Origin of the sequence: Microbacterium sp. CPCC 204701, from assembly GCF_004010105.1 — a bacterium.
Classification (GTDB): domain Bacteria; phylum Actinomycetota; class Actinomycetes; order Actinomycetales; family Microbacteriaceae; genus Microbacterium.
Map to the genome: position 1 here is coordinate 1 of NZ_RRYE01000417.1, position 2,459 is coordinate 2,459.

A 2,459-nucleotide genomic window follows, 5' to 3' on the forward strand; every position below is an offset into this window, starting at 1 on the left:
CGCGACCGCCGCGCCGGCGGCGACGAGTCCGGCGAGCGTGCTCCGCCGCATCACCGCACCCCCGCGCGCATCACAGCACTCCCGTGGCGAAGAGCGCCGCCACCACGACGCCGGCGCCGAGCACCACTCCCGCACCGATGCCGGCGAGCCACGTCAGCGCGCCGCGCGCACCGCGCCGTGCCGGTGACGACAGCTCGGCATCCTCGTCGCGGGCGAGAGCCGCCACGCTGCTGCTGCTGCGCGTCTTGCGCGTCACGTCGCGCTCCACGTGCGACCGCGTGGGACCCCGCAGCGCGGAGTCGCCGAAGTCGACGGGGGCGGATGCCGGAGACCAGTCCGTGTCCGGGACCTCGAGCGGAGTCGGCGACAGGCCGAGCTCGGTCTGCACCTCGCGCAGCGCCTCGGCGAATGCCCGCGCCGACGGGTACCGCCGCGCCGCGTCGCGGTTCATCGCGGTCGCGAGTACGCGCTGCAGCGACTGCGGCACGTCGTGGCGGGGGATCTCGACGTAGGTCGCCCGCGCGATGCGGCGGCGCAGCAGATCCTTCGTGTTCTGCCCGCGCTCACGGCGCTCGAACGGGCTGTGCCCGGCCAGCAGCGAGTACACCGTCGCTCCGAGGCTCCACACCTCGCTCTCGACCGTGCCCGTGGTCTGCTCGGCGATCACCTCGGGGGCGCTCCACGGGATCGACATCGCGAGCACCTCCTCGCCCGTGCTCTTGCGCTGCAGCGACGCCGAGATGCCGAAGTCGGCGAGCACGGGCGTGCCGAAGGTCGTGACGAGGATGTTGCTGGGCTTCACATCGCGGTGGATGAGGCCTGCGCGGTGGGCGGACTCGAGCGCGCTCGCCATCCGCACACCGGTCGCGAGCACCTCGTCGACCGGGATGCGCTCGACCCGATAGCGCTGCGCGAGCGAGCCCGGGCAGTACTCCATGACGATGTAGGGCCGGCCGTCGGCCGAGATGCTCGCCTGGTACACCGTGACGATCGACGGGTGCGCCGACAGGTGCGCCAGCACGTCGGCCTCGGCGTTGAACATGCGCCGCAGCTCCGGATCCCGCACGTCGCTGGGCATGACTTTGACTGCGACGTTGCGGCGTGGCATGTCCTGCTCGTAGAGGAAGACGTCGGCGAAGCCGCCAGAGCCGAGAGGACGGATATAGGCGAGCCCGGGCAGGATCGGAGGCGCCGACGGAAGCCGTGTGGCCACCTCACCTCCCCGCGGGTCGGAATGCCATGGATGACGCATGCCGCGGAGCGGCAGCAAACCTGGCCATGCTAGCAAAATCACCTCCGTGTCCCGCCAGCACCTCTCCCCCTCAGGCTCGCTGCATTACACCAGTCCGTCACCCGACACGCCGGGACGAGGCATCCGTCACCGGCGTGTCGCCGTCACCGATCGGCGTTCTCGCACCCGAAGAGGCCCCGAACGAGCGACGACGGATGCCGCAAACCTGGCCAGCACGAGGTGGTCAGTCGTTGCGCGGGTCGTGGGGGTCGAAGGGGGCGTCGAGGGACTTCGTCAGGTCGGCGAGCATCGCCTCGATCTGCGGTTCGACGAACTCGGCGATCGCCGCCTGGATGCGCAGGCGGTGATGCAGCAGGATCGTGCACACCTCCCGGCCGACCATGTTGGCGTAGTCGTCGGCGAGGCCCACCTCCTGCCGCAGCGCCGCCTTGGCCTCGTCGCTGAGCGGCGGCAGGTCGGGCACGTCGGCGTCGGACTGCTCGGCGAGCCCTGCGATCGTGAAGAGGAAAGGCGCCCCAGGCACCGGATCAGGGTCGAGCGGGAGCCCTTCGAACTCGGGGTCGAGTCCCTCGGTCGGACGGTAGCTGCGCGCCCGGTTGCGCGCGGCCTGCTGATCGAGTTCGGCCTGGAGCATGGGCAGGTTCAGCGCGGTGTACTCGGCGACGGCACGGTCGACGATCGTCTTGATGCGGGTCGAGATCCCGTGCTGGACCCCGTGCGGAACGTCGGCACCGAGCCCTGCGGCCGACAGGACGGGCGAGCCGAAGCAGCGACGACACGGCGCGGTGCGGCCACGGTGCGTGGACGGCTCCCATCGCGGCAGCCATGCGAGCCAGGCGTCCACCGCCTGGCTGACCTGGGTCTCGAGCGACCGCTCCACGGGCTCAACGGTAGTACGGGCGGGCGATCGGCGCCCGGATTCCCGCGTCACTCGCCGTCCTCGTCCTCCCACGGCCATCGCGGGCGATGGGCGCGCGTGCGCACGAGCGCGATGCCCGACCACGCGCATACGAAGGCGGCCGCCGCGATCACGAGCCCGAACCACGACGTCGCCAAGCGCCCGGCGACCCCCGCGGCCACCCCGAGTCCTGCGCCCGAAGCGAGCACACCGAACCACACTCCCCCGATGTATGCGAGGAAGCACGCGGCCGTCGTCCACGCGGAACCCCAGAACGACGGATGCGGGGACCCCGCGGCCCTGCGGCCG

The 2,459-nt window shown here is 71.8% G+C and carries 2 protein-coding genes and 1 pseudogene; all 3 read right to left on the bottom strand.

All coding sequences use genetic code 11. The features are described 5' to 3' along the window. Positions 1 to 70 precede the first annotated feature (70 nt). A complete protein-coding gene (locus tag EIO58_RS16195; RefSeq protein WP_127820353.1) occupies positions 71 to 1,213 on the bottom strand; it encodes a serine/threonine-protein kinase in 1,143 nt (380 codons plus the stop codon). A gap of 262 nt (positions 1,214 to 1,475) precedes the next feature. Next, positions 1,476 to 2,132 (bottom strand): spermidine/putrescine ABC transporter substrate-binding protein, encoded by a 657-nt coding sequence (locus tag EIO58_RS16200; protein WP_127820354.1) that lies wholly within the window; start codon positions 2,130 to 2,132, stop codon positions 1,476 to 1,478. A 47-nt stretch (positions 2,133 to 2,179) separates the two neighbouring features. Beyond that, a pseudogene (locus EIO58_RS16205) lies at positions 2,180 to 2,459 on the bottom strand (hypothetical protein); the annotation flags it as partial.